Annotated in this window: 19 protein-coding genes; 14 read left to right on the forward strand and 5 right to left on the reverse strand. The window is 73.2% G+C overall.

All coding sequences use genetic code 11. The annotated features are described in order from the left end of the window. The first annotated feature begins 90 nt into the window (after positions 1–90). Genes ACZ6ZI_RS31830 through ACZ6ZI_RS31860 form a run of 7 tightly spaced genes read left to right on the forward strand, consistent with a single transcriptional unit; the run spans position 91 to position 12,573 of the window. Positions 91–1,077: a DUF1702 family protein gene (locus tag ACZ6ZI_RS31830; RefSeq protein WP_363056413.1), complete on the forward strand. Its 987-nt coding sequence runs from the start codon at positions 91–93 to the stop codon at positions 1,075–1,077. Next, positions 1,074–2,996: a CRTAC1 family protein gene (locus ACZ6ZI_RS31835; protein WP_469526648.1), complete on the forward strand. Its 1,923-nt coding sequence runs from the start codon at positions 1,074–1,076 to the stop codon at positions 2,994–2,996. Before ACZ6ZI_RS31830 ends, ACZ6ZI_RS31835 begins: the two co-directional genes overlap by 4 nt. After that, positions 2,993–4,147, forward strand: a complete 1,155-nt coding sequence (locus ACZ6ZI_RS31840) for an enediyne biosynthesis protein (protein WP_469526650.1) — start codon at positions 2,993–2,995, stop codon at positions 4,145–4,147. The genes ACZ6ZI_RS31835 and ACZ6ZI_RS31840 overlap by 4 nt, the downstream gene beginning before the upstream one ends. Next, positions 4,144–10,083, forward strand: coding sequence for a type I polyketide synthase (locus ACZ6ZI_RS31845; RefSeq protein ID WP_469526652.1), 5,940 nt, complete (start codon positions 4,144–4,146; stop codon positions 10,081–10,083). The genes ACZ6ZI_RS31840 and ACZ6ZI_RS31845 overlap by 4 nt, the downstream gene beginning before the upstream one ends. After that, positions 10,080–10,664: an acyl-CoA thioesterase gene (locus ACZ6ZI_RS31850; RefSeq protein WP_469526654.1), complete on the forward strand. Its 585-nt coding sequence runs from the start codon at positions 10,080–10,082 to the stop codon at positions 10,662–10,664. The genes ACZ6ZI_RS31845 and ACZ6ZI_RS31850 overlap by 4 nt, the downstream gene beginning before the upstream one ends. Further along, a complete protein-coding gene (locus ACZ6ZI_RS31855; protein ID WP_469526656.1) occupies positions 10,661–11,230 on the forward strand; it encodes a flavin reductase family protein in 570 nt (189 codons plus the stop codon). Before ACZ6ZI_RS31850 ends, ACZ6ZI_RS31855 begins: the two co-directional genes overlap by 4 nt. Beyond that, positions 11,227–12,573 carry a cytochrome P450 gene (locus ACZ6ZI_RS31860; RefSeq protein ID WP_469526657.1) on the forward strand — a complete coding sequence of 449 codons (1,347 nt, stop codon included), beginning with the start codon at positions 11,227–11,229 and terminating at the stop codon, positions 12,571–12,573. Before ACZ6ZI_RS31855 ends, ACZ6ZI_RS31860 begins: the two co-directional genes overlap by 4 nt. Before the next feature lie 69 nt (positions 12,574–12,642). Here the strand turns inward: ACZ6ZI_RS31860 and ACZ6ZI_RS31865 are convergent, their stop codons facing one another. Both ACZ6ZI_RS31865 and ACZ6ZI_RS31870 read right to left on the reverse strand, forming a co-directional pair. After that, a complete protein-coding gene (locus ACZ6ZI_RS31865; RefSeq protein ID WP_363056399.1) occupies positions 12,643–13,425 on the reverse strand; it encodes an AraC family transcriptional regulator in 783 nt (260 codons plus the stop codon). A gap of 25 nt (positions 13,426–13,450) precedes the next feature. Then, positions 13,451–14,461, reverse strand: coding sequence for a ParB/RepB/Spo0J family partition protein (locus ACZ6ZI_RS31870; protein ID WP_469526659.1), 1,011 nt, complete (start codon positions 14,459–14,461; stop codon positions 13,451–13,453). Between the two features lie 386 nt (positions 14,462–14,847). On the opposite strand from ACZ6ZI_RS31870, the gene ACZ6ZI_RS31875 reads away from it, so the two are divergent. From ACZ6ZI_RS31875 to ACZ6ZI_RS31905, 7 genes are all read left to right on the forward strand, one after another. Continuing rightward, positions 14,848–15,432 (forward strand): DUF5987 family protein, encoded by a 585-nt coding sequence (locus ACZ6ZI_RS31875; protein ID WP_363056395.1) that lies wholly within the window; start codon positions 14,848–14,850, stop codon positions 15,430–15,432. Beyond that, the gene (locus ACZ6ZI_RS31880; protein WP_469526662.1) at positions 15,429–17,087 is read left to right on the forward strand and encodes an FAD-dependent oxidoreductase; all 1,659 of its coding nucleotides are present in this window, start codon (positions 15,429–15,431) and stop codon (positions 17,085–17,087) included. Before ACZ6ZI_RS31875 ends, ACZ6ZI_RS31880 begins: the two co-directional genes overlap by 4 nt. A gap of 101 nt (positions 17,088–17,188) precedes the next feature. After that, on the forward strand, positions 17,189–17,647 hold the full coding sequence (locus tag ACZ6ZI_RS31885; protein ID WP_363056392.1) for an acyl-CoA thioesterase: 459 nt from the start codon (positions 17,189–17,191) through the stop codon (positions 17,645–17,647). Between the two features lie 188 nt (positions 17,648–17,835). Next, on the forward strand, positions 17,836–18,639 hold the full coding sequence (locus tag ACZ6ZI_RS31890) for a TIGR03084 family metal-binding protein (protein ID WP_469526664.1): 804 nt from the start codon (positions 17,836–17,838) through the stop codon (positions 18,637–18,639). A 7-nt stretch (positions 18,640–18,646) separates the two neighbouring features. Continuing rightward, positions 18,647–19,228, forward strand: a complete 582-nt coding sequence (locus ACZ6ZI_RS31895) for a prephenate dehydrogenase/arogenate dehydrogenase family protein (RefSeq protein ID WP_469526665.1) — start codon at positions 18,647–18,649, stop codon at positions 19,226–19,228. After that, positions 19,225–21,045: a hypothetical protein gene (locus ACZ6ZI_RS31900; RefSeq protein ID WP_469526667.1), complete on the forward strand. Its 1,821-nt coding sequence runs from the start codon at positions 19,225–19,227 to the stop codon at positions 21,043–21,045. Before ACZ6ZI_RS31895 ends, ACZ6ZI_RS31900 begins: the two co-directional genes overlap by 4 nt. Positions 21,046–21,050: 5 nt before the next feature. Then, positions 21,051–22,505 (forward strand): pyridoxal phosphate-dependent decarboxylase family protein, encoded by a 1,455-nt coding sequence (locus ACZ6ZI_RS31905; RefSeq protein WP_469526668.1) that lies wholly within the window; start codon positions 21,051–21,053, stop codon positions 22,503–22,505. 53 nt (positions 22,506–22,558) lie between these two features. Here the strand turns inward: ACZ6ZI_RS31905 and ACZ6ZI_RS31910 are convergent, their stop codons facing one another. The 3 genes from ACZ6ZI_RS31910 to ACZ6ZI_RS31920 form a co-directional block, all read right to left on the reverse strand. Then, positions 22,559–23,536: an NAD-dependent epimerase/dehydratase family protein gene (locus ACZ6ZI_RS31910; RefSeq protein WP_363056382.1), complete on the reverse strand. Its 978-nt coding sequence runs from the start codon at positions 23,534–23,536 to the stop codon at positions 22,559–22,561. Continuing rightward, on the reverse strand, positions 23,536–24,885 hold the full coding sequence (locus ACZ6ZI_RS31915) for a nucleotide sugar dehydrogenase (RefSeq protein WP_469526672.1): 1,350 nt from the start codon (positions 24,883–24,885) through the stop codon (positions 23,536–23,538). The genes ACZ6ZI_RS31910 and ACZ6ZI_RS31915 overlap by 1 nt, the downstream gene beginning before the upstream one ends. A 91-nt stretch (positions 24,886–24,976) precedes the next feature. Further along, on the reverse strand, positions 24,977–26,158 hold the full coding sequence (locus tag ACZ6ZI_RS31920) for an acyl-CoA dehydrogenase family protein (RefSeq protein ID WP_469526674.1): 1,182 nt from the start codon (positions 26,156–26,158) through the stop codon (positions 24,977–24,979). Between the last annotated feature and the right edge of the window lie 62 nt (positions 26,159–26,220).

Here is a 26,220-nt window from a genome sequence, read left to right on the forward strand (position 1 = left end):
ATTCCTGAAGTGGACCGCTCGGCCGGGTACTTGGCAGATTCGTAACGAGTAAGGAATTCCAGAGGAAAAATCACGAGGGGCGGTTACAACGTGTCCACCTTGCGTGCGCTGAGGCGCCGAGTCCTCACGCCCAATGTCCGGGAAACGCAGCTGGAAACGCGCGGATTCCATGTGAAGAACGCTGCGGCCAAACACCAGCTGGAAACCGTCGGCGCGACCTTCCTCCAGGGGTACGCGTACGCGGTCGAGGCCCGGTCCGCGGCCCAGGCCGAGGAGTGGTTGGAGACCGTCCCCCTCGCCTACCGGGGGTTCGCCTACGAGGGCGCCGGCATGGGCGCCGTCATGCTCGACTCCCTCACCGGCGGCACCAAGCGGCTCGACGGCCTCCTCGCCGGGGAGGGCAGCCGCCACGACTACATGATCTACGTCGGGATCGGCTGGGCCATGGCCCGCCTGCCCCGCTTCCTGTGGCCCGACGTCGACCGCTACGACCCCGTCCTGCGCTGGCTCATCCTGGACGGCTACGGCTTCCACCAGGCCTACTTCCACACCGACGGCTACGTCCGCGACCCGCTCGCCGACCACCCCTTCAGCTGGAAGGGCGGCTCCGACGCCTACAGCGCCCGGGTCCTCGACCAGGGCATCGGCCGCGCCCTGTGGTTCGTCGGGGGCACCGACCCCGAGGTGGTCGCCGGCCTCATCGCCGCCTACCCCGAGCACCGCCACGGCGACCTGTACGCCGGCTCCGGCCTGGCCTGCACCTACGCGGGCAGCGCCGACGAGGACGAGCTGCGCCGCTTCGGCGAGCTCGCCGGCGCCCACCTGCCGAACCTCGCGCAGGGGTCCGCGTTCGCCTCCGAGGCCCGCGTCAAGGCCGGCACCGTCATCGACCACACCGTCATGGCGGCCCGCGTGCTGTGCGGCGGACGCACCCCCGAGGAGGCCGCCCGGGTCTGCCTGGAGCTGCGCCCCACGCACTGCGACGGCGGTGAGGTGCCCGCGTTCGAGACCTGGCGGCAGCAGATCGCCGAGAAGATCACCTCGCCCCTCATCTTCCAGAAGGGGGCCAGCGCATGACGCACCCCATTTCCTGGATTCGCCGGCAGGCTCCGGGAATCGTCGCACTCACCCTGATGGTGAGTCTGTTCTACGCGGTGAAACCCGCGTCCCAGGCAATTGCCGACGACGCGAAACTCGCCGAGAATTACAAGTTCGTGCCGATGTCGATCGCCATGCCCGCCGGATACAAGCAGCAGACGGTCCGCAAGGTGAACAAGGCCTACAAGCACATCGAGGGCTGGATATCCTCCGTCGGCGCCGGTGTCGCCATGAACGACATCGACGCCGACGGACTGGCCAACGACCTGTGCATCACCGACCCCCGCATCGACCAGGTCGTGATCACCCCGGCGCCGGTCCCCGGCCGCAAGAGCGAGACGTACAAGCCATTCGTGCTCGACCCGGCGCCGCTGCCCAAGAACGACATCACCGCGCCGATCGGCTGCGTGCCCGGAGACTTCAACGAGGACGGCGCGCTCGACGTCCTCGTCTACTACTGGGGCCGCACGCCCGTCATCTACCAGGCCAAGAAGGAGGGCCGGGAGAAGAAGGCGCCGCTGGGCCCCGACTGCTTCGTCCCCGTCGAGCTGGTGCCCGGCACCGGCGGATCCGTCTACAACGGCCCGCTGTGGAACTCCAACGCCGCGACCGTCGCGGACTTCGACGGCGACGGCCACCAGGACATCTACATCGGGAACTACTTCCCCGACAGCCCGGTCCTCGACGACACCGTCGACGGCGGCGTCACCATGAACGACTCCCTGTCGCACGCCCAGAACGGCGGCGGCGGCCACTTCTTCCGCTGGACCCCGAACGGCTTCGAGGAGGAGCCCGGAGTCCTGCCCGAGGGCATCTCCAAGGGCTGGACCCTGGGCGTCTCCGCCACCGACCTCGACGGCGACCTCAAGCCCGAGATGTACCTGGCGCACGACTTCGGCACCTCCGCCCTGCTCTACAACAAGTCCCGCCCCGGAAAGATCGAGTTCGCGCAGGTCAAGGCCACCCACACCGCCATGACCCCCAAGTCCAAGGAACTGGGCCGCAGCTCCTTCAAGGGCATGGGCGTCGACTTCGCCGACCTCGACGGCGACGGCCTCTACGACGCCTTCGTCTCCAACATCACCACCTCCTTCGGCATCCAGGAATCCAACTTCGCCTTCATCAACACCGCCCGAGACAAGGCCGACCTGAAGACCCGCCTCACCTCCGGCGAAGCCCCCTTCGTGGACCGCAGCGCACCCCTCCAGCTCGCCTGGTCCGGCTGGGGCTGGGACGTGAAGACCGGCGACTTCGACAACGACGGCACGCAGGAGATCACCCAGGCCACCGGCTTCGTCAAGGGCAAGCGCAACCGCTGGCCCCAGCTCCAGGAGCTGGCCACCGCCAACGACTCGCTCGTCAAGCACCCCTACTTCTGGCCCAACGTCGAAGAGGGCGACGACCTCGCCGGCGACCAGTTCCTGCGCTTCTTCGCCAAGAACAAGGACGGCTCCTACAGCAACCTGTCCAAGCCGCTCGGCCTGGCCGTCCCCGTCCCGACCCGCGGCATGGCCACCGGCGACGCCGACGGCGACGGCCGCCTCGACCTCGTCGTCGCCCGCCAGTGGGACGCCCCCGTCTTCTACTGCAACATGAGCGACGCCGGCAACGCCTTCCTCGGCCTGCGCCTCACCGACGAGAACGGCTCGCCCGCCATCGGGGCGCAGGTCAGCGCCAAGGGACCGGGCGGCAAGACCCTCATCGGACGGGTCGACGGCGGCAGCGGCCACTCCGGCAAGCGCAGCCACGAGGTGCAGCTCGGCCTCGGCAACGCCACCGGCCCCCACACGGTCCACCTCACCTGGCGCGACCGCACCGGTCAGGTACGCAAACAGGATCTTCAGCTGACCCCCGGCTGGCACTCGATCCAGCTCGGCGCCGAGGCCAAGGAGAAATGACCGTGTCCACCACGCAACCACAGACGCCCCCGCGCCACGACCTGAAGACGATCACCGCGCTCCGCCGGTTCGCCATCTCCATCTCCGTCCTCAACATCCTCGGGTACACGGTCCTCGGCTTCGAACAGGCCTGGCTGTGGCCGTTCATCGCCCTCGCCACCGGCTACACCACCGAGATCGTCCTGGAGGCGATCGGCGCCCGCGCCGAGGGCCGCGCCCCGCGCTACGCGGGCGGCGGCAAGAAGGGCCTCGTCGAATTCCTCCTCCCGGCCCACATCACCTCCCTCGCCGTGAACATGCTGACCTACGTCAACGACCGCATCTGGGTGCTGGTCTTCGGGGTCGTCGTCGCCGTGGCCACCAAGTGGGTCCTGCGCTCCCCCCTCAAGGGACGCATGCGGCACTACATGAACCCGTCGAACTTCGGCATCACGATCATCCTGCTGCTGTTCCCCTGGGCCAGCATCGCGCCGCCGTACCACTTCACCGAGTACCTCTACGGTCCGGCCGACTGGGTCCTGCCCGCGATCATCATCACCCTCGGCACCCTGCTCAACGCCAAGCTGACCAACCGCATGTGGCTCATCATGGCCTGGGTCGGCGGCTTCGCGCTCCAGGCCGTCGTCCGCGGCCTGCTGCTGGACACCTCGATCCCCTCGGCGCTCGGCATGATGACCGGCACCGCCTTCGTGCTGTTCACCAACTACATGATCACCGACCCCGGCACCTCCCCGTCGAAGCGCTCCTCCCAGATCGCCTTCGGCGCCGGCGTCGCCGCCATGTACGGGCTGCTGACCGGCCTCGGCATCGCCTACGGCATCTTCTTCGCCACCGCCCTGGTCTGCCTGATCCGCGGCGGCTACCTGTGGCTGCTGCACTACCTGGACAAGCAGCGCGCCGCGCAGGCCAAGCAGGCCCCGACGGCCCCCGCCGTCGGCCTGACCGTCCTGCCCACCGCCGCCCCGGCCCCGGCGTCCGCCCTCAGCTCGGCCCCGAACCCCGCCCCGGCCCTGGCCGCGGCCCCCGCACCCGCCGCCGGCGCCGCCGTGGCCGCCCCGGCCCCCGTGGACGCCTGCACGGCGGGGACCTGCCAGCACGGCAAGTGCGCCTCCATGCGGGCGGCCAGGGAGAAGAAGGAGGTCACCGTATGACCAGGATCGCCATCGTCGGCATGGCGGCCCGCTACCCCGATGCCACCAACCACCGGGAACTGTGGGAGAACGCGATCGCCGGACGCCGGGCCTTCCGCCGGCTGCCCGCCGTCCGCATGAACCTCGACGACTACTACGACCCCGACCCCACCGTCCCCGACCGCTTCTACGCCCGCAACGCCGCCGTCATCGACGGCTACTCCTTCGACCGCGTCGCCCACCGCATCGCCGGAAGCACCTACCGCTCCACCGACCTCACGCACTGGCTCGCCCTGGACACCGCCACCTCCGCCCTCGCCGACGCCGGCTTCCCGGCCGGCGAGGGCCTGCCCCGGCCGCGCACCGGCGTCGTCGTCGGCAACACCCTCACCGGCGAGTTCTCCCGCGCCAACGTGATGCGGCTGCGCTGGCCCTACGTACGGCGCGTGCTCGCCGCCGCCCTCAAGGACCAGGACTGGCAGGACGAGCGCCTCGCCGACTTCCTCGACGGGGTCGAGGACGCCTACAAGCGGCCCTTCCCCGCCATCGACGAGGACACCCTCGCCGGCGGCCTCTCCAACACCATCGCCGGCCGCATCTGCAACCACTTCGACCTCAACGGCGGCGGCTACACCGTCGACGGCGCCTGCTCCTCCTCGCTCCTGTCGGTCACCACCGCCGCCGGGTCCCTCGTCGGCGGAGACCTCGACGTCGTCGTCGCCGGCGGCGTCGACCTGTCCATCGACCCCTTCGAGATCATCGGGTTCGCCAAGACCGGCGCCCTGGCCCGCAAGGAGATGCGGCTCTACGACCGCGGCTCCAACGGCTTCTGGCCGGGCGAGGGCTGCGGCATGGTCGTCCTGATGCGCGAGGAGGACGCCCTCGCCCAGGGCCGCCGGATCTACGCCACCGTCGCCGGCTGGGGCATCGCCTCCGACGGCCAGGGCGGCATCACCCGCCCCGAGGTCAGCGGCTACCGGCTCGCCATGAGCCGGGCCTACGAGCGCGCCGGCTTCGGCGTCGAGACCGTCCCCCTCTTCGAGGGCCACGGCACCGGAACCGCCGTCGGCGACGCCACCGAACTGCGGGCCATCACCGGCGCCCGCGCCGACGCCGACCCCACCGCCCCGCGCGCCGCCATCAGCTCCATCAAGGGCATGATCGGCCACGCCAAGGCCGCCGCCGGCATCGCCGGACTCATCAAGGCCGCCATGGCCGTCGACGCCGGCGTCCTGCCGCCCGCCATCGGCTGCGTCGACCCCCACGACCTCCTCACCGGCGACGACGCCACCCTGCGCGTCCTGCGCAAGGCCGAGGCCTGGCCCGAAGGGGCGCCGCTGCGCGCCGCCGTCACCGCCATGGGCTTCGGCGGCATCAACACCCACGTCGTCCTCGACAAGACCCCGCCCCGACGGCGCACCGCCCCCAGCCGCCGCTCCACCGTCCTCGCGAGCTCCCTCCAGGACGCCGAACTGCTCCTGCTGGACGGCGAATCCCCCGAGGCGCTGCGCGCCCGCGTCGCGGAGGTCGGCGCGTTCGCCGCGGGCCTGTCCTACGCCCAGCTCGCCGACCTCGCCGCCACCCTCCAGCGCGAACTGCGCGAACTGCCCCACCGCGCGGCCGTGGTCGTCACCTCGCCCGAGGACGCCGAACTGCGCCTCGCCCGCATCGCCGAGGCCCTCGACGAGGGGGCGACCGGCCTGCCCGCGGGCGACGGCCGCGCCTTCCTCGGCCGGACCACCGAAGCCCCGCGCGTCGGGTTCCTCTTCCCCGGACAGGGCTCCGGTCGCGGCACCGGCGGGGGCGCCCTGCGCCGCCGCTTCACCGAGGCCGCCGAGGTCTACGACCGGGCGGCGCTGCCGACCGACGGCGACATGGTCGCCACCGGCGTCGCCCAGCCGCGCATCGTCACCGGCTCCACGGCCGGCCTGCGCGTCCTCGACTCCCTCGGCATCGAGGCCGACGTCGCCGTCGGACACAGCCTCGGCGAACTCTCCGCCCTGCACTGGGCGGGCGCCCTCGACGCCCCCACCCTGCTGGAGGTGGCCCGGGTCCGCGGCCGCACCATGGCCGAGCACAGCGCCTCCGGCACCATGGCCTCGCTCGCCGCCGCCCCCGACACCGCCACCTCCCTCGCCGAGGGGCTGCCCGTCGTCGTCGCCGGCTTCAACAGCCCCGGCCAGACCGTCCTCGCCGGTCCCGTCGACGCCATCGAGGCCGTCGCCGGGCGCGCCGAGGCGGCCGGCGTCACCTGCACCCGCCTCGCCGTCTCGCACGCCTTCCACTCGCCGCTGGTCGCCCCGGCGGCCGACGCCTTCGGGGACTGGCTCACCGGCGTGCCCTTCGGCCCCGTCGACCGGCGGATCATCTCCACCGTCACCGGAGAGGACCTCCTCGCCGACAGCGACCTGCCCAAGCTGCTCCACCGGCAGATCACCGACCCCGTGCTGTTCGCCCAGGCCGTCAAGGCCGCCGCCGCCGACGTCGACCTGTTCGTCGAGGTCGGCCCCGGCCGGGTGCTGAGCGCGCTCACCGCCGCCGGCGTGGACGTACCCGCCCTCGCCCTCGACACCGACGCCGAGTCCCTGAAGCCGCTGCTCCAGGTCGTGGGCGCCGCCTACGTCGCCGGCGTCCCGCTGATCCACGAACGCCTCTTCAACGACCGGCTCACCCGGCCGCTGGAGATCGGCGCCACGTTCGACTTCCTGTCGAGCCCCTGCGAACAGGCCCCCGAGATCACCCTGCCCGCCGGCCGCGCCCGCGCGGGCGCCCCGACCGAGGACGACGCGGACACCGCGAGCCCCGACCGGGCCGCCACCGGCGGGGAAGGGGCGGCCGGCGGCGGATCGGCCCTCGAAGTCCTGCGCGCCCTGGTCGCCGAACGCGCCGAACTGCCGCCCGAGCTCGTCGGGGACGACATCAGCCTCATCGACGAACTCCACATGAGCTCCATCACCGTCGGCCAGCTCGTCAACCAGGCCGCCGGCCGGCTCGGCATCGCCGCCGCCCACGTCCCCACCAACTTCGCCACCGCCACCCTCGTCCAACTCGCCGAGGCCCTGGAGACCCTCGCCGACACCGCCGGCTCCGGGGCCGCCGGCCCCACCGCCCTCGTCACCGGAGCCGCCCCCTGGGCCCGGCCCTTCGCCGTCGCCCTGGAACCCGTACCGCTGCCCGCGCAGACGCCCCCGCCCGACCGGAACGACGGCGCCTGGGAGCTGTACGCCCCGCAGGGACACCCGTACGCGCAGACGCTCCGGCGGGAACTGGAGGGCTCCGGGACCGGGGCCGGCGTCCTGGTCTGGCTGCCGTCCCCCTGCCCGGCCGAAGCCCTCGAACAGGCCCTGACCGCGGCCAAGTCCGCGCTCGCCGGGGACCGCTCGCGCCGCTTCGTCCTCGTCCAGGACGGCGCCGGCGCCGCGGGCCTCGCCAAGAGCCTGCACCTGGAGGCCCCGCACCTGCGGACCACCGTCGTCCACACGCCCGCCGACGGGGAGAGCGTCGCCCGCGTCCTCGCCGAGGTCGCCGCCACCGCCTCCTTCACCGAGGTCCACTACGACGCCGACGGCACCCGCCGCGTCCCGACCCTGAGCGTGCTGCCCCACACGGGCACCCGCGTCGAACGGGTCCTGGACTCCGACGACGTGCTCCTCGTCACCGGCGGCGCCAAGGGCATCACCGCCGAGTGCGCCCTCGCCCTCGCCAAGGAGACCGGAGCCCGCCTGGCCCTGCTCGGCCGCTCCGACCCCGCCGAGGACCAGGACGTCGCCGCCAACCTGCGCCGCATGCGCGACGGCGGGATCACCGTCGCCTACGCCCGCGCCGACGTCACCGACCCCGCGCGGGTCGCCGCGGCCGTGGCCGAGCTCACCGGCGAACTCGGCCCCGTCACCGCCGTCCTGCACGGCGCCGGACGCAACGAACCCGCCCCCGTCACCGCCCTGACCCCCGAGGACTTCCGGCGCACCTTCGCCCCGAAGGTCGACGGACTGCACCACGTGCTCGGCGCCGTCGACCAGGGCGCGCTCAAGCTGATCGTCACCCTCGGCAGCATCATCGGCCGGGCCGGCCTGCGCGGCGAGGCCCACTACGCCACCGCCAACGAATGGCTGGCCGCCGCCACCGAACAGCTCGCCCGGGACCTGCCCCACTGCCGGACCCTGTGCCTGGAGTGGTCCGTGTGGTCCGGCGTCGGCATGGGCGAGAAGCTGGCCGTCGTCGAGTCCCTGACCCGCGACGGCATCACCCCCGTCACCCCCGACCAGGGCATCGAGATCCTGCTGCGCCTGGTCACCGACCCCGACGCCCCCGTCGTCAGCGTCATCAGCGGACGCACCGAGGGCATCGAGACCGTACGCCGCGAACTGCCACCGCTGCCGCTGCTGCGCTTCACCGGCACCCCGCTGGTGCGCTACCACGGCGTGGAACTCGTCACCGAGGTCGAACTCAACTCCGGCACCGACCTCTACCTCGCCGACCACCACCTCGACGGCAACCTGCTCCTGCCCGCCGTCCTCGGCATGGAGGCCATGGTCCAGGTGGCCGGCGCCGCCATCGGCCGCGAGGACGTCCCCGTCATCGAGAACGCCCGCTTCCTGCGGCCCATCCTCGTCCCGCCCAACGGCGCCAACCGGATCCGCGTCGCCGCGACCGTCACCGCCGCCGACACCGTCGACGTCGCCATCCACGCGGAGGAGACCGGCTTCACCGCCGAACACTTCCGCGCCCGCCTCCTCTACTCGGGCGCCACCGCCCCCGACGGCGCTCCCGACCAGGTCGCCGAGGGCGTGCCGCAGGCCCCCCTCGACCCCGCCGCCGACCTGTACGGCGGAGTCCTCTTCCAGGGCCCCCGCTTCCAGCGGCTGCGCCGCTTCCACCGCGCCGCCGCCCGCCACGTCGACGCCGACGTCGCCGTCGACCCCCGCGGCAACTGGTTCGCCGGGTTCCTGCCCGGCCGGCTGCTGCTGGCCGACCCGGGCATGCGCGACGCCCTCATGCACGGCAACCAGGTGTGCGTCCCCGACGCCACGCTGCTCCCCTCGGGCATCGACCGGCTCCACCTGCTCGGCGCCGGCACCGAGGTCCCGGCGGAACTGCGCTACTGCGCCACCGAACGCTCCCGCGACGGCGACACCTACGTCTACGACATCGCCGTACGCACCCCCGACGGAACCGTCGTCGAACGCTGGGAAGGCCTCACCCTCCACGCCGTGCGCAAGACGGACGGCCAGGGACCGTGGGTGGCCCCCCTGCTCGGCTCCTACCTGGAAAGGGCCCTAGAGGAAGTGCTCTCCGCACGGATCTCCGTAGCCGTCGAACCCGACGCGACCACCCCCGACGGGCAGCCCGCCGAACGCCGCGCGGGCACCACCGCCGCCATCCGCCGCGCCGTCGCCGCGCCCGTGGACGTCCTCCACCGGCCCGACGGCCGACCCGAACTCGCCGACGGCCGGTCGATCTCCGCCGCGCACGGCCTCGGCCTCACCCTCGGCGTCGCCGCCGCCGAAGGCTCCGACACCTCCGTGGCCTGCGACGTCGAAGCGGTGACCGGACGCACCCGCGAGGAATGGCAGGGCCTGCTCGGCGCCCACGCCCCGCTCGCCGACCTCGTCGCCAAGGAGACCGGCGAGAGCGCCGACACCGCCGCCACCCGCGTGTGGAGCGCCGTCGAGTGCCTGCGCAAGGCGGGCGCGGCCTCGGACGCCCCGCTCACCCTGGCCCCCGCGACCAAGCCCCACTGGGTCGTGTTCACCTCCGGGGCCGCGCGCATCGCCACCTTCACCACCACGGTCCGCCGGCCCGTCCGGCGCACCGCCGGCCCGCCCGCGCCCGCCGCGGCCCTGTCGGGCACGGACACCGCGCCCGCCGCCGTCGGCGTACGCGTGGGGGCCCTGAGCTCCGGCGTGTTCGCCGTCCTGACCGGCGGCGCCCCGACGACAGGAGGCGACCGGTCATGACCGACACCGGGCACGACGCGCCGGACGACGCCCGCTTCGAGTACCGGCACACGGTGGCCTTCGCGGAGACCGACCTGTGCGGGCGGGTCGACCACGTCACCTTCACCCGCTGGCAGGCCCGCTGCCAGGAACTGTTCCTGCGCGAGCGCGCCCCCGACGTCCTCGGCGAGGAACCCGACGGGCCGCGCCTGTTCACCCAGCAGGTGGAGTGCGAGCTCCTCGCCCCCGTCGCCGCCCGGGACGAGATCCGGATCCGGCTCGCCTGGGCCGAGGTCGGCCACACCGGCCTCGAACTCGCCTTCGACCACATCAGGACGGACGGGGACGGCACCTCGACGCTGACGGCGCGCGGCAGGCAGCGGATCGCGTGCATGAGCGGACGCCCCGGCGAGGCCGTGCCCACCCTCATCCCCGCCTCGCTCGCACGGGCCCTGGAGCACTGCCGCCGGCCGGCCCAGGACCCCGCCGAGGCCGCGGCCGAGACCGCCTCCGAGGCCCCGCCCGGGGAGCCGGACGGGGCGCCGTGCGCCGAAGCGGGCGCGCGACGGCTGGTCGCGCCGCTCGCCGGGAGCACCACGTGAGCCCGCTCGCGGCGACGACCGCCGCGGCCGGCCGGCTCGTCGACCTCGACGACCGGCGTCAACTGCGGGGTGCCTTCGGGACGTTCGCCACCGGGGTCACGATCGTGACCGTCGGCGGCGACGTCCCCCGAGGGATGACCGCCAACTCCTTCACCTCCGTCTCCCTGGACCCGCCCCTGCTGCTGGTCTGCGTCGACAAGGACGCCGACATGCACCGCAGCCTGGAGCGGTCGGCGACCTTCGGCGTCTCGATCCTCGGCGACGGCCAGGAGGCCGTCGCCCGGCACTTCGCCGACCACTCCCGGCCCGTCGGCGCCGGCCAGTTCGACACCGTCGACTGCCGGCCCGGCCGTGCCTGCGACGCCCCCCTGATCACCGGGGCGAGCGCCCACTTCGAGTGCGAGAAGTGGCGCGCGTACGACGCCGGGGACCACACGATCTTCCTCGGCCGGCTGCTGACCGCCTCCCGCACCGCCGGCACCGGCGCCCTGCTCTTCCACGAGGGCCGCTTCGGCTGCCCGGCCGACACCCGCGACGAAGAACGAGAAGGAGGCAGGGTGGCATGAGCGTCAACCCGCCCGGACCGCCCCTGACGGCGCTGCCCGGCCTGCTCAAGAAGCTCGCGGTGGACCGGCTCGGCCTCATGCGGGACGCGGCGGCCCTCGGTGACGCGGTCCGGGTGTCGATGGGCCCCAAGAAGCTCTACATCTTCAACCGGCCCGACTACGCCCGGCACGTGCTCGCCGACAACAGCGACAACTACCACAAGGGCATCGGCCTGGTGCAGGCCCGCCGGGTCCTCGGCGACGGCCTCCTGACCAGCGACGGCGCGATCTGGCGCACCCAGCGCCGCAACGTGCAGCCCGCCTTCAAACCGGCCCGCATCACCGCCCAGGCGGACGCCGTCGCCGAGGAGGCCGCCAAACTCGTCGCGCAACTGCGCACCCGCGAGGGCGCCGGCCCCGTCGACGTCCTGCACGAGGTCACCGGCCTGACCCTGGGCGTCCTCGGACGCACCCTGCTCGACACCGGCCTCGACGGCCACGACTCGGTGGCCCACGCCTTCGAGGACGTCCAGGACCAGGCCATGTTCGAGATGGTCACCCAGGGCATGGTGCCCAAGTGGCTTCCGCTGCCAGGCCAGTTGCGCTTCCGCAGGGGGCGGCGGGAACTGCATCGGGTGGTGGACCTGCTGGTCGCCGACCGGGCCTCGCGGCTCGCCGCGGGAGCGCCCGCCGACGACGCCCTCGCCCGGATGATCGTCGCCGCCCGCGGCATGCCGGACCGGGCCCTCGCTCGCCGCCGGCTCCAGGAGGAACTGGTCACCCTGCTCCTCGCCGGCCACGAGACGACCGCCTCCACCCTCGGCTGGACCCTGCGCCTGCTGGAGCGCCACCCGCAGGTGCGCGAACGGGTCCGGGAGGAGGCCCGGCGCGTGCTCGGCGAACGGACCCCGGGCGCCGAGGACCTGCACGGGCTGACGTACACCACCCGCGTCGTCCAGGAGGCCATGCGCCTCTACCCCCCGGTGTGGGTGCTGCCGCGCGTCGCCCAGAAACGCGACGACGTCGGCGGGTACACCGTCTCCGCCAAGGCCGACGTGCTGATCTGCCCGTACATCCTGCACCGCAACCCGGCGCTGTGGGAGGACCCCGAGCGCTTCGACCCCGACCGCTTCGAACCGGCGCGGGTCGCCGGCCGGCCGCGCTACGCCTACCTGCCCTTCGGCGCCGGACCGCGGTTCTGCGTCGGCAGCAACCTCGGGATGATGGAGGCGGTGTTCGTCACCGCCCTGCTCACCCGGGACCTGGAACTGCGCAGCCTGCCCGGACACCCGGCGACGCCCGAGGCCATGCTGTCGCTGCGGATGCGCGGTGGACTGCCGATGACGGTGCACCCGGCGCCCTGACCGGGCGCGCGCACGAGGAAGGGGCCGGCCGCGGGGAGACTCCCCGCGGCCGGCCCCTTTCGCCGTTCCTCAGTACGCCACCCGCTCCTCGCGCGGGCTCTCCATCAGGTGCGCGTCCAGCCGCGCCAGCAGCACCGGCGGGTCCAGGACGTCCACCGGCCGCAGCACCACCTCGGCCGGCAGCAGCAGCGCCCCCGGGTGGACGGTGACGGGCCCGTAGCGGCCCACCGACAGCACGGCGGGCTCCGTCGCCCCGACCGGGGAGCCCTCGTGCGGGTACTGGAGGGTGTGCACCAGCAGGTGCCAGGTGCCGTTGGGCACGTCGCGCAGCTCGAAGGCGCCCGGCCGGCTGAGCGCGGCCCAGCGCACCGGCCGGCCCTGGGGGACGCGGCTGGGGAACAGCCCGACGAACACGGGGCCCTCGGCGGCCGGCCGCTCGGCGACGACCCGGCCGCGCAGGGTCAGGCGCTGGGCGATCGGGGCCTGCCGGTCGGCCGGCTGCGGCATCTTCGTCAGGACCCCGCCGCGCTCGCGGTAGGCGCTCGGGGAGAGGCCGACACAGGCCTTGAAGCGCGAGCTGAAGGTGCCGATGCTGCTGTATCCGACCTGGCTCCCGATGTCCGCCACGCTGAATTCCGTGTGGATGAGGAGCCTTTTCGCCTCCTGAATGCGCAGCGCGGAAAGGAAACGCCCCGGAGAAGTGCCGGTGACCTCTCTGAAGAAGCGCGTGAAATGGAATTTGCTGAACATCGCGGTACGGGCCATGTCGTCGATCGTCAGATCCTGACTGAGATTGACGTGCATGTAGTGGATCACTCGGCGGACAGCGTGCTCGATGGTGGTCGTGGTCACCGTGTCTCCCCGTCGTCGATGGGTTTCAATGCCGAGTTGCCTGAGTCGCACTCAGATCGAGGAAGTGGACGGTGTGGTGGGAAATCCGCCGGGCCGTCAGGTCCTCGGCGAAACGCAGCCAGGATTCCGAGCAGTGCCGGGCCATTTCCGCGACCGCCTCGTTGCAGTGGGGCGGTATCGCGTCCACGCGCTTGCGCCACGCCTCGTCCAGGACGAAGTGGGTGTGCATCCAGCGGATGAAGTCCCGGCCCGACTCCGACTGCCGCAGGGAGGGGTCTCCCGCGAGCCCGCGCAGGGTGTCCAGGGGCCGGCGCCGACGGTCGCGCTCGTCGGCCTCCCGCCGCCGCGGGCTCGGCGCCCCGGCGGCCGCGGGCGGCGGCAGGGGGGTGGGGCCGGTCGGGGGAGCGGGGTCGGGGGAGCCGGCGGAGGGGGGCGTACGGGACCGGCCGGGGCCGGCGCCCTGGCGGCCGGCGGGGACCGGGTCCTCGCCCAGCCGCAGCCGCCGGCGCACGTCGTGGGCGGTGCCCAGCGAGAGGCCGGTCTCCCGCACCACGGCCCGTAACGGCAGGTCGGGGTCCTTCGTCATCAGCTCGGCGGCGTGCAGCCGTTCGGCCGTGCGGTCCAGCGGGTGCACGCGGCCGTCGGCGCCGGTACGGGCGTTCAGTGCGGGAAGACCCACGGCTGAACACCGCCGCACGGAGGCCACCGTCTTCGCGTCGAGGCCGGTGTGGCCCGCGACGGTCCGGTCCGACAGGTGCGGCCGCGAGGCCAGGACGCGCAGCGCGGCGGCCTTGCGGTCGGCCAGCGACAGCGGAAGCCCGTGGGCGATGTTCGCCGCGACCGAGCGCAGGAACACCTCCTCCTCGGGGCCGTCGAAGAAGCGGACCTCCACGGAGTCGAGGCCCATCATCCGCGCCGCCTCTATGCGGTGCGTGCCGTCGACGACCCGCATCGTCGGCCGGTGCACGAGCACCGGGGGCAATTGCGCGACGATCTCCGCGAGCCGCCTCACGTGAATCTCGTCCGTGCCGTTCACCCGGGGTGAATCTGCGGCCACGAGTGAATCGATCCGCACGAGGCGGCCGGAATCCGTCGGTGTCGTCGCGGAGCGGTCGGAGCTACCCACAATTCCCCCAGGGAGGAGACCCGAAGCCCTTTCGCATGCCCGTTCCCTTCGTGGAAGGGCCGTCGCAGGCGACGAGGAATGCATCCCGGCCAGCAGCCTAAGGGCCGAAAAGAGCGGGCGCGGACCCGGCCGTTCCCGATGCCGCGACTCTGGGCAGTCCACCCGCTTCTCGCGACGACTTGGGAAGGTCGGCGGCCCGCCCGAACGGACTTCCGTTGCCTGAACGCGGATACCGCGCCTAGCTTTCTGCCATGCCGCAAGGCGCCCCGCTCCGGAAGAAACGACGGGAGGCTGAGATGGGACAGGACGAGGGACGTGTGGCGCCTGGCGGCGAGAAGCACACGACGACGATCACCCTGGAGGCTTATGCGGACACGATCGTCCCCGGACAGAAGCGGTGGGCCGGAGACCGGGCCATCGCCGGCGTCGCCACCGGCGGCGGCGCCGTCCAGGCCGGGGCCCTGGAACTGCTGAGCTGGGACGCGACCGGGATCCACGACGGTCTCGACGACCTGGCCCGGCTCGCCAACGCCCACGCCGAGGAGTACGCCGCCGAGCGCGGCCTGACCCTCGACCGGGACGTACCCCCCTTCGTGGCCCTCGCCTACCCCGACCGGGCCGAACTGGTCCTGCGACTGACGCGGCCGGGCCACCCGGAGAAGGAGTTCTGGGTCCTGCTCTCGCTCTTCTGCAACATGGCCTTCGACTCCGCCGCGCACCTGCACACCGCCGAGGCACTGGCGGCGGGCCACCCCGGCCTCGCCGCCATGGGCCTGAGCCACCCCGACGCCGACGGCCTGTGGCGCTTCAAGGAGTTCGGCTACGGCCGCCCGCTCGCCCGCCTGCACCCCGACACCACGTCCACCGGGAGTCCCGCATGAGCTCGACGGCCGAACGTACCGACGTGCTGGTCATCGGGAGCGGTTTCGGCGGCGCCATCGCCGCCTACCACCTGGCGGCCGGCGGCGCGAAGGTCACCGTCCTGGAGCGCGGGCCCTGGCTCAAGAGCGACGACTTCGAACACGACTACAAGCTCGGTTCCTCCTACACCCGGGCCTTCGACTTCACGGTCGGCGACGGGATGAGCGTCCTGGGCGGCAACTGCGTGGGCGGCGGCAGCGTCGTCTACTTCGCGGCGATGCCCCGCGCCCCCCGCTTCGTCTTCGACCGACACGGCTCCATCGGCCGCCGCATGTGGCCGGGCTCCGTCAGCCGCGCCACCCTCGACCCCTGGTACGACCGCGTCGAGGAGTCCTTGTCCGTCACCCGGCAGACCTGGGAGGACGTCAGCTACGCCGGCGGCCTGTGGGCCGCGGCCTGCGACCGCGCCGGCCGCACCGCCAACCCGCTCGCCGTCGCCATCGACAACACCAAGTGCGTCAACTGCAACTGGATGATGGCCGGTTGCCGCTTCGAGGCGAAGCAGTCGCTGCTGGTGAACTACCTGCCCGCGGCCCTCGCCCACGGCGCCGAGATCCGCCCCCTGCACGAGGTCCAGTACATCGCCCGCACCTCCGACGGCGACTACCGCGTCCACTACGAGGTCGTGGACGACGAGGACTACCGCGTCCACGTCGGCTCCGGCGTCATCGAGGCGAAGATCGTGGTCGTCGCGGCGGGCGCCGGCGCCACCCCCGTCATCCTCCAGCGCAGCGAGGACCACCTCGGCACCATGCCGAGGGCCGTCGGCCGCTACTTCTCCGGCAACGGCGAACGGCTCAACACCGCGATCATCGACGAGGCGAAGGCCGCCGAACTGCTGGGGCTCGACCGCGGCGACGGCCTGGCCTACGCCGCCAACCAGATCGGCAAGGGCCCGACCGTGGCCAGCTGGGACCGGCTCGACGCCTCCCTGCCCGAGTACTCGCGCTACTCGCTGGAACAGCTGTACTTCCCGCCCGGCCTGGGCACCATCCTCGCCCAGGTGCCCGACGCCGTCGGACCCACCTGGTTCGGCCCCGAGAAGAAGGAGATCCTCAAGCGCTGGACGTCCTGGCTGACCATCTTCACGATGATCGAGGACGACAACGAGGGCGTCTTCGGACCCCCTCCCGCCACCGGCAACGCGCACCGCATATCCCAGCAGATGCTGGGCCGCGGCAACCTGCGCTACGACCCCACCGCGAACACCCTGGGCGCCTGGGACAAGTCCGACGCCGAGGTCAAGGAGATCCTGGAGAAGGACGGCCTCGCCAAGGTGATGCCGTGGACCAACGACCTGGTGGGCGCCTACACCGTCCACCCGCTGTCCTCGGTCCGCATGGGTGACGACCCCGAGACGTCCGCGCTCGACGACACCAACGAGCTGCGCGGCCACCCGGGCATCTTCGTCACCGACGGTTCCGCCGTTCCCGGCGCGCTGACCGTCAACCCGGCCATGACCATCGCCGCGCTCGCCGAGCGCGCCGTGCCCGGCATCGTCCGCGCCGCCCAGGCGCGGGGCGTGTCGGTCACCTACGGGGCGCCGGCCCCCGGTGGATCCCGCAGCGGTCGCAGGAACGTCCTGCCCCTGCTGCCCACCCTCGCACGTTCCTGACGGACACCCGTCCGCGGCCCCTTCGGTCGCGGACGGTCCGCACCCCGAGTGGGTTGCTTCAACGAACCGTGATGCCGCACGCATCCGACGGAGGGAGAGACATGAGCGGATACTTCGAGTACCGGCACACGGTCGGCTTCGAGGAGACCAACCTCGTGGGCAACGTCTACTACGTCAACTACCTGCGCTGGCAGGGACGTTGTCGGGAGTTGTTCCTCAAGCAGAAGGCCCCGGCCGTCCTCGCCGAGGTCCAGGACGACCTCAAGCTGTTCACCCTGAAGGTCGACTGCGAGTTCTTCGCCGAGATCACCGCCTTCGACGAGCTGTCCATCCGGATGCGACTGGCCGAGCAGGGCCAGACCCAGCTGGAGTTCACCTTCGACTACGTGAAGCTGGGCGAGGACGGGGTCGAGACCCTCATCGCCCGCGGCCGGCAGCGGATCGCCTGCATGCGCGGCCCCAACACCGACACCGTCCCCTCCCTGATCCCGGCCGCCCTGGCCCGGGCCCTGGAGCCCTACCAGGACGGCACCCGGTCACTGGCCGGCCGGGCGGCGTGAGCGCGCCCGCGCCCCGACCCCCGCCGCCCCGCACGCCCGGTGGGTTGCTTCACGGGACCCGCCCCCCGCCCGGTGGGTTGCTTCACGGGACCGACCACCCGCCGCCCGCGCCCGGTCAGTCCTTTCACACAACCCACCGCGCGACCCACCACACCACCGCCCGCACGACCGCATCGAGGAGACCCGACATGAGCGCCCTGAACGACGTACTCAAGGACCTGTCCGCCGACATCGACGAGGTCGCCGCCCTCGTCGCCGGCATCGACGAGGCCGCCTGGCGGACCCCGACCCCCGCCCCCGGCTGGAGCGTCGCGGACCAGATCGCCCACCTGACCTTCATCTTCACCCTCGCGAAGACCGCCGCGGCCGAGCCCGAGACCTTCAAGGCCATCGCCGCTTCCGCCGCCGGCGACTTCAACGGGGCCGTCAACGCCGCCCTCGCGCAGTTCAACACCCTCCCGCCGGCCGAACTCCTCGCCCGCTTCCGGGCCGAGGGCGAGGCCTCCGTCGCCGCCCTCGCCGCGGTCCCCGAGGGACAGGTCGTGCCCTGGCTGGTCAACCCGCTGCCGCCGGCCGTCCTCGCCAGCGCCGGGATCATGGAGCTCTTCGCCCACGGCCAGGACGTCGCCGACGCCCTCGGCGTCCGCCGCGAACCGACCGACCGCCTCCACAACCTCGCCTTCTTCGCCTTCCTCACCCGCGACTTCGGCTACCAGGCCCGCGGTCTGACCGCCCCCGCCGAACCCTTCCGCTTCGAACTGACCAGCCCCTCCGGCGAGCCCTGGAACATCGGCCCCGAGGACGCCGCCCAGAAGATCGTCGGACCCGCCCACGACTTCGCCCTCCTGGTCACCCGCCGCCGCCACCGCGCCGACCTCGCGCTCACCGCCACCGGCGAGGACGCCGAGGCGTGGCTCGACATCGCCCAGGCCTACCGCGGACCCGCCGGCGAGGGCCGCCGCCCCGGCCAGTTCACCGACTCCGCGGAGTGAGGCGGCCGTGACCGGAGCGGGCCCGAGGAGGGTCACCGTCATCGGCTGCACAGTGACCGGGACCTCCATCGCGCTCGCCCTGGCCGGCGCCGGGGTCGAGGTCACCCTCGACGACCCGGACGCCGACGCCCTGGCCGCCGCCGTGCGGCTCGGGGCCGGCACCCCGCTCACCGACCGCCACCCGCCCGCCGACCTGGTCGTCGTCGCCACCGACCCGCACGACACGGTCGACGCGCTGGTCACCGCCCAGGCCCGGGGCCTGGGCCACGTCTACACCGACACCGCCGGCACCACCCCGGCGGTGCGGTCCGAGGCCGCACTGCGCGGCTGCGACCTGCTGGGCCACGTACCGGGACATCCGCTGGCGGGACGCCGCGGCCCCGACGCCCGCACCCCGCACCCCGCGCTGTTCGCCGGCCGCCCCTGGATCCTGTGCCCCTACCCGGACACCGATCCGCGGGACGTCACCGCCGTCGCCCACCTCGCCCGACTCTGCGGGGCCGACCCCCGCCCCCTGGCACCGGACACCACCACGAACGTCCCGCCCGCCCACACCACCCTCGCGACCCCGAAGAGGAGCACGACATGAGCCGCACCGAGACGACCCCGAACGCCCCCGCCGTCGGCTTCGACCGCGACGCGCTGGCCGACGACCTCACCGGGGTCCGCGACCCCGACTTCCTCGCCCTCGGCCTCGGCGGCACCAACATGATGGCCATGCTCTGGACGGTCGCCATGGGACGGCGGGCCGTGGGCGTCGAACTGCGCGGCGGCCCCTCCCTCGGAGTCCACTGGAACATACGCGAGGAGCTCTACCACCACCTCGGACTGATCGACCGGATGATGCTGGAGCGCTACGGCGAGGACCGCCTGCCCCGACGCGGGGACGGCAAGATCCTCTGGCTCGCCGACAGCCTCTACCAGCCGGGCCTGCCCGCCGGACCCGTCGCCGCCGACGAGGTCGTCACCGGCTTCCTCGGCTCGTACGTCGGCGCCGAGGCCCGCATCGCCGGCACCGTCCAGCACGCGGAGTTCATCGACGACCGCTGGAAGGAGGGCCGGCCCCACCGCATCGTCACCGTCCTCGACCCGGTCACCCTGCCCACCCGCCCCGACGAGAACCGCCTCGGCGAGTCCATGACCCAGGTCCTCGACGGCCCCTCCGCCTTCCAGTCCCGCGCCGCCGACGTGCTGATCCTGCTGCGCCGCTACCTGGAGGCCGTCGAACGCCAGGACCTCCAGGCCGGTGTCGCCCGGCCGCGCGTCCGCCTCTTCAGCCAGCACCGCGTCCTCACCGACGGCACCGGCTTCCAGGACGCCGGCGACGGACTGCGCAACGTACGCATCGAGGCGGTCCGCGAGCTCGACTTCAAGGGCAAGTTCCGCCGGGTGCGCGCCCCGGGCACCGACGTCATCGACCTCGGCGTCCCGAAGGTGTTCATGGTCGCCCAGGGCTTCCGCAGCGACGACGCCGACCAGCTCGGCTTCAAGCAGGAGGACGTCCTCGTCGACCACGGCGACGGCCGCGGCCCCGTCGTGGCCCAGGCCGACTACCTCGCCGGGCTGATGGACGTCCTCGTCGACGGCCGCCTGCGCCGCCGCGTCGCCTCCGAGTTCGACGAGGACGGCGTCGAGTACTGGACCCGCCAGATCGCGGTGGGCCACGAGGGCGACCCCGCCGTCGGCTGGGTCCTCGTCCAGGTCCCCGACTTCAAGAAGTTCGACCCGATCGCGGCCGGCCTGATCCCCGAGGGCACCGACCACGAATCGCCCGAGTACTACGCCGGCTACCAGTACCTGCTGCGCGAGTTCTACCTGGAGCAGTCCTCGCACATCCTGGAGATACCCAAGAGCGAACTGCGCAAGGTCCAGATGACCTACGGGCCCAAGATGTTCAGCCTCGTCGAACGCACCGGGGCCGACGCCCTGGTCGCCGCCAACGGCGTCATCGCCGGCGACTCCTTCGGCAACGGCCACTTCATGACCAGCGGCGGCGCCATGACCGGCATGATCGGACACGGTCGGCGGGTCCTGGACTACTGGAAGGCCCGGGACGCCGGCGCCGACCACGACGAGGCCGTACGCCGCCTCGCCGACGGCATCAAGGAGGACACCGACGGCTGGCTCCAGGTCAGCGCCCAGGAGTTCAGCCAGGCCGCCCCCATCAACTTCGGCAGCGAACGCATCCAGCAGATCGCCGACTCCAGCGGCCGCTCCTCCGACGCCCGCGCCGCCGCCATCGACGCCTCCCGCCGCCACCGCCACACCCTCGCCCCGCTCGACCCCTCCGACTGGCGACGGCCCGTCATGTACCCGGGCAGCGTCTACGCCTACCCCCTGCCGCCCCTGGAGGACACCCACCCCGCCGCCCGCGCCGCGGCCACGACGACCGTGACGGGAGCGTGAGGACCGTGTCGGAGCTGCGCCCGGGGCTGGAGCCCCGCCAGGACGAGATCGCCGCCATGATGGCCTCCGCGACCTCCTTCGTCACCGACTTCATCGGCTCGCTCGACACCGCGCCCCTCAACGGCCTGAGCAGCGCCGGATCCGCCACGGACCACGGCATCGACGCCGACACCGCCGCCCTGCTGGCCCCGCCCGCCGAACAGCCCGGGGAGTTCGGCCGGCTGCTCGACACCTTCCGCGGCGCCGCCGAACAGGCCGCCGACACCGCCGGCCCGAACACCTTCGCCTACTTCCCCGGCGGCGGCCTCTTCACCTCCGCCGTGGCCGAACTCCTCGCCTGCACCGTCAACCGCTTCACCGCCGCCAGCTCCATGGCACCCGGCCTCGTCGCCATGGAACACGGGGTGATCCGCTGGTTCGCCCGACAGTTCGGCCTGCCGGCCGCCGCCGGCGGCCTCGTCACCACCGGGGCCTCCACCGGAGCCCTCTCCGCCCTGCTCGCCGCCCGACAGGAGATCCTCGGCGACCCGCCCTACCACCACCGCGCGACCGTCTACACCACCGAGCACACCCACCTCTCGGTCGCCAAGGCCGCCCGCATCGCGGGCATGTCACCCGACCAGGTCCGCCTGGTCCCCGTCGACGAGGGCCTGCGGATGGACCCCGAGGCGGCCGAACGGATGATCGTCGAAGACCGGGCGGCCGGCAGGATCCCCTTCCTCCTCGTCGCGACCGCCGGCACCACCAACACCGGGGCCGTCGACCGGATCGACGTCCTCGCCGACCTCGCCCGCGACCGGGGACTGTGGCTGCACGTCGACGCGGCCTACGGGGGCGGCTTCCAGCTCACCGAACGCGGCCGGGCCGCCCTGGCCGGCATCGAACGCGCCGACTCCATCGCCCTCGATCCGCACAAGTCGATGTTCTTCCCCTACAGCTCGGGCGTGCTCCTCGTGCGCGACGAACGCCTCCTGCACGCCGCGCACAGCGCCGACGCCGCCTACCTCCAGGACATGGACCGCGAGACGCCCCTGCCCGACTACCAGGACCTCGGCACCGAGATGAGCCGCGGCTACCGGGGCCTGCGCCTGTGGCTGCCGCTGCACCTGCACGGCGTCGCCGCATTCCGCGCCGCCCTCGACGAGAAGCTCGACCTCGCCCGGCACGTCCACGCCGAACTGCTGACGGTCCCCGAGCTGGAGATCCTCACCCCGGACCTGACCGTCCTCAACTTCCGGCTCCGCGACGGCGACGACGCCAACCGGCGGCTGCTGGAGGCCATCCACGCCGACCGGCGCGTCCACCTCACCAGCACCCGCATCCACGGCCGCTACACGCTCCGCCTGTGCGTGCTCAACCACCGCACCCACCGGCGCCACGTCGACCAGGTCGTCTCCATCGTCAAGGACGCCGTCGCCGCCGTCACCGCGACCGCCCCCCGCGCGCTGGTGGCCCTGTGAGCCCGCGCCGCGCGGCGACGGCCGGCCCCACGGCCGGCCGCCCGGACCGCCCCTCAGCCGGCCCCGCTGTCCGGCAGCTCCAGCCACCACGGCGTGGCCCGCGCCCAGGCGACGGTCCGCTCCAGCCCCTCGCGCAGGGGGGTCGCGCACTTCCAGCCCAGCACCGTACGGGCCTTCGTGGTCAGCGGCACCCGTCGGGCCAGGTCCTCGTACGCCCGGCCGTACGCGGCGGCGGTGTCGGCGGCCGCGGTACCGCAGCCCGCCCCGGTCAGCTCCACGACCAGGTCCACCACCTCGCCGACCGTCGACTCGGTCTCGCTGCCCAGGTTGAAGGCCTCACCGGCCGCCCCGGGAACGGTCGCGGCCAGCACCGTCCCGGCCACCGCGTCGTCGACGTACGTGAAGCAGCGGGTCTGGCCCCCGCGGTCGTAGACCACCGGCGGCAGCCCGTTCAGCGCCCGGTGCACGGAGCGGCTCACGATGTACGCCGGCCGCTGGTGGGGACCGTAGACGTTGAAGTAGCGCACCACCGTCGCCTCCAGACCGTGCTGGCGGGCGAAGGCGAAGGTCAGGTGCTCGGCCAGGGCCTTGCTGGAGGAGTACGTCCAGCGGTCGGCGCTGGTGGGCCCCAGCACCCGGTCCCCGTCCTCGGCCCAGGGCACGGCCGGGTTCTTCCCGAAGACCTCGCTGGTGCTGGCCACGACCACCCTGGCGTCCGCCCGGCAGGCCAGGTCCAGCACGGTGCGGGTCCCCGAGAAGTTGATGTCGATCACGTCGAGGGGCCGCGACAGGTACCGGTCCACGCCGACCACCGCGGCCAGGTGGTACACCAGCTCCGCCCCCTTCAGGGCGGTCCCCAGCCGGTCCGCGTCACGGACGTCGCCCTCCACGAAGCGGGCGCCCGGGGCGGCGCCGCCCCCGGGCGGCGCGGCGCCGTCGTAGACGGTCACCTCGTCGCCCCGCTCCAGCAGCCGCCGCACCAGGTGGCCACCGATGAACCCGTTGCCCCCGGTGACCAGGACGCGCGCCATCACCGCCGCCCGATGCCGCGGTAGACGTGCCCGGCCCGGCGAACAGCCTCGATCTCCGCTCCGGAGAAGCAGTCGCGCCCGTCGAGCACGACCGCCCGGGCGGCCAGCGGCAGGGCCCCGTAGTCCAGCCCCTCCAGCTGCGGGTGGCGGGCCAGGACCGCCACGCAGTCCGCGCCGCGCACCGCGTCCGCCACGCTCCGCTCCGGCTCCAGGCCGAACAGCGAGGCGGCCGCCTCCCGGTCGACGAGCGGATCGTGCAGGCGGACCTCGACCCCGGCCGCCGTCAGCGCCCGGACCGCGTCCAGCACCGGGGTGGCCCGCAGGTCCCCCGACCCCGACTTGAACGACAGCCCGAGGACCGCCACCCGGGCCCCCGCCGGATCCTTGCCCAGCGCCTCCAGCTCCCGCAGGACCAGGCCGGCCGTGTGGGCCGGCATCGCCGCGTTGACCTCCCGGGCGACGGGCGCCGTACGGATCTCCACGCCCCGCTCCCGGGCCGCGCGCCACACCATCCACGGGTCCTTCGTCAGGCAGGAGCCGCCCACCCCGACGCCCGGGGTGAGGATGTTGACGCTGCCGTTGCCCTTGGCGATGGTGTTGGCCGCCGAGATGACGTCCATCACGTCCACCTCGAACAGGTCGCAGAACACCGCCAGTTCGTTGGCCAGCGCGATGTTGAGGTCGATCCACCAGTTGTCGGCCAGCTTGACGATCTCGGCGGCCTCCAGCGAACCCAGCTCGATCGTCCTCACGCCGAGCGCCCGCCGCCAGAACCCGGACGCCGTACGGACGGACTCCTCGTCGAGGCCGCCCACCACGATCGGGAAGGTGGCGAGCTCCCGCAGCGCCGCCCCCTCGGCCAGCCGCTCCGGGGTGAAGGCCAGGGCGAAGTCCCGCCCGGCCGTCAGGCCCCCCTTCTCCAACAGCGGCAGCACCAGGTTGCGGGTGGTGCCCGGCGACACCGTGCTCTTGAGGACCACCAGCCGGCCGGGCCGCAGCCGCCGCCCCAGCTCCGCGCAGACCTCGCGCAGGGCCTCGTCGGCGAGCGAGCCGTCGGCGCGCACGGGCGTGCCGACGGCGATCACCACCACGTCGGCGTCGTCGAGGGCCGCGTGGTCGGTGGTGACCCGCAGCCGCCCGTCGGCCATGGTGCGCAGCACCATCTCGGACAGGCCGCTCTCCTGGAAGCGGCAGTACCCGCGCTCCAGTTCCGCGACCAGGGAGGCGTCGGTGTCCACGCCGACGACGTCGAGGCCGCGGTCGGCCAGGGCCGCCGAGAGGCACGAGCCGACGTATCCGAAGCCCACGACCGCCACGGTGGGCGGGCGGTCGTCAGGAAGAACAGGCATGTGCACTCCTGGGGGAGACGGGGAACGGGGGACGGGCGGGGGAGGGCCCGGGAGAGCGCGGGGGAGGGAGCCGGGGAGGGCGGGGAGCGGCTCAGATGTAGTGCGTGTTGGGCTCCAGGCCGCACAGCAGGCGCCCGTAGAGCTCCAGGTTGGTGGCCGGCTGCATGATGGCGTGCAGGTTGACCACGCGGACGTCCCGCTCGATCCGCTGGATCGGCACGGTCTGGTAGATCGACGTGCCGCCGGAGGCCGTCGCGTACACGTCCACGGCCTCCTTCACCAGCTGACAGGTCCGCCCCATGTCGGCCCGCACCCGCGCCCGCTCCTGCGTGGTCCACGCCTCCCCGGACGCGTTCTTGGCGTCGACCAGGTCGGCGGCGCGGAAGGTGTGGAACTCCGCCTCCTCGATCCGCATCTCGGCCTCCGCCACCTGGAGGTGCGTCAGCTGGGCGTCCTTGCGGCTGGAATGGTCGGTGTACGTGATGCCCCGACCCGGCAGCCGCTCGAAGAACGCGTCCCGCGCCGCCCAGCCCAGGCCCAGCGCCACGCCGCTGATCGTCGCGCACGCCGTCGGCAGCAGCGGTCCCCGGAACAGGGGGCTCTCGGCGTTCCGCTCGGAGGCGTACACCTCGTGCAGCACGTTGCGCATGAACAGCACCCGCTCCTGGGGCACGAACACCTCCCGCGCGGTCGTCGAGACGCTGCCCGACCCGCGCAGACCCGAGGTGTACCAGTCGTCGACGACCTCCAGCTCCGACAGCGGGATCGCCGTCATGATCGGCTCCATGGAGCCGTCCGGGTGCCGCAGCAGCGCCGCGTTCATGTCCCAGTCGCTGTGCAGCGCCGCGCTGTTGAAGGCCCACGTACCGCTGACGCGCACCCCGCCCTCGACGGGTTCGGCGATGGCGGACGGGCTGAGGATCCCGCACACCCGCACCTGCGGCGTGGAGTGGAAGAGGTCCTGCGCGGCGTCCGGGAACAGACCCGCGATCCAGCCGCTGATCTGCCAGATCGCCGCGTTCCACGCGGCGGACCCGTCCGCCCGGCCCAGCTCCGCGAGGACCTCCACCACCGTGCGGGTGTCGCTCTCGTAACCGCCGTACCGGGTGGGCACCCGCATCCGGGTCAGGCCCGCGTCGGAGATCGCCGCCACGACGTCGTCGTGGAGCCTGCGGTTCTCCTCGGACCACAGCGCGTGCTTGCCCAGCACGGGGGCCAGGTCCCGGGCCCGCTGGACCAACTCCTGCCGTGACGGTGTCTGCGCGGTCGCCATCAGTTTCCTCCCCGACGTGCCCGTGGATGTATGGCCCGACCGTTTCACCGGCCCCGCGGGCC

Source organism: Streptomyces sp. NPDC103540 (assembly GCF_055584445.1).

Bases quoted from the DNA above. Each gene is read 5' to 3' on its own strand.
- ACZ6ZI_RS31835 (WP_469526648.1), top strand. From the start codon at position 1,074: ATGACGCACCCCATTTCCTGGATTCGCCGGCAGGCTCCGGGAATCGTC.
- ACZ6ZI_RS31840 (WP_469526650.1), top strand. From the start codon at position 2,993: ATGACCGTGTCCACCACGCAACCACAGACGCCCCCGCGCCACGACCTG.
- ACZ6ZI_RS31845 (WP_469526652.1), top strand. From the start codon at position 4,144: ATGACCAGGATCGCCATCGTCGGCATGGCGGCCCGCTACCCCGATGCC.
- ACZ6ZI_RS31850 (WP_469526654.1), top strand. From the start codon at position 10,080: ATGACCGACACCGGGCACGACGCGCCGGACGACGCCCGCTTCGAGTAC.
- ACZ6ZI_RS31860 (WP_469526657.1), top strand. From the start codon at position 11,227: ATGAGCGTCAACCCGCCCGGACCGCCCCTGACGGCGCTGCCCGGCCTG.
- ACZ6ZI_RS31875 (WP_363056395.1), top strand. From the start codon at position 14,848: ATGGGACAGGACGAGGGACGTGTGGCGCCTGGCGGCGAGAAGCACACG.
- ACZ6ZI_RS31880 (WP_469526662.1), top strand. From the start codon at position 15,429: ATGAGCTCGACGGCCGAACGTACCGACGTGCTGGTCATCGGGAGCGGT.
- ACZ6ZI_RS31885 (WP_363056392.1), top strand. From the start codon at position 17,189: ATGAGCGGATACTTCGAGTACCGGCACACGGTCGGCTTCGAGGAGACC.
- ACZ6ZI_RS31890 (WP_469526664.1), top strand. From the start codon at position 17,836: ATGAGCGCCCTGAACGACGTACTCAAGGACCTGTCCGCCGACATCGAC.
- ACZ6ZI_RS31900 (WP_469526667.1), top strand. From the start codon at position 19,225: ATGAGCCGCACCGAGACGACCCCGAACGCCCCCGCCGTCGGCTTCGAC.
- ACZ6ZI_RS31910 (WP_363056382.1), bottom strand. From the start codon at position 23,536: ATGGCGCGCGTCCTGGTCACCGGGGGCAACGGGTTCATCGGTGGCCAC.
- ACZ6ZI_RS31915 (WP_469526672.1), bottom strand. From the start codon at position 24,885: ATGCCTGTTCTTCCTGACGACCGCCCGCCCACCGTGGCGGTCGTGGGC.
- ACZ6ZI_RS31920 (WP_469526674.1), bottom strand. From the start codon at position 26,158: ATGGCGACCGCGCAGACACCGTCACGGCAGGAGTTGGTCCAGCGGGCC.